Here is a 454-nt window from a genome sequence, read left to right as displayed (position 1 = left end):
GTACCTGGGCGATTCCGTGCAGCGCAGCGTCCTGTTGCGCACGTTCACGACGGGCCTCGAAGTCACGGTGATCTGCCTGGTGCTCGGCTATCCCTACGCCTACGCCATGGTCGCATTCGGGCCCGCGGTCCGCATCGCGCTGACCCTCATCGTGCTGGTTCCGTTCTGGACCAGCCTGATGGTGCGCACCTTTGCCTGGGTGATCCTGTTGGAGGACGGCGGGCCGATTCAAACCCTGCTGTCGTTCGTCGGGCTGGGCAGTGTGCCGCTACTGCGTACCAACCTGGGCGTGGTCATCGGCATGAGTCAGATCCTGTTGCCGTTCATGGTCCTGCCGTTGTATGCCGTGATGTCGGGCATCGACCGTCGGCTCGTCCTCGCATCGTCGAGTCTTGGTGCGCGACCGGTCATCTCGATTGCCAGGATCTGGGTGCCGCTGTCGCTCCCCGGCATC

The 454-nt window shown here is 64.1% G+C and carries 1 protein-coding gene; it reads left to right on the top strand.

Annotated elements, in window-relative coordinates:
* Positions 1-16: 16 nt before the first annotated feature.
* A partial coding sequence (locus RM572_RS29180; RefSeq protein WP_394813733.1) for an ABC transporter permease occupies positions 17-454 on the top strand: 438 nt, incomplete at its 3' end.

This window comes from Streptomyces hazeniae, assembly GCF_031845485.1.
Taxonomy (GTDB): Bacteria; Actinomycetota; Actinomycetes; order Streptomycetales; family Streptomycetaceae; genus Streptomyces; species Streptomyces hazeniae.
This window is presented reverse-complemented; position numbering and strand designations above follow the sequence as displayed.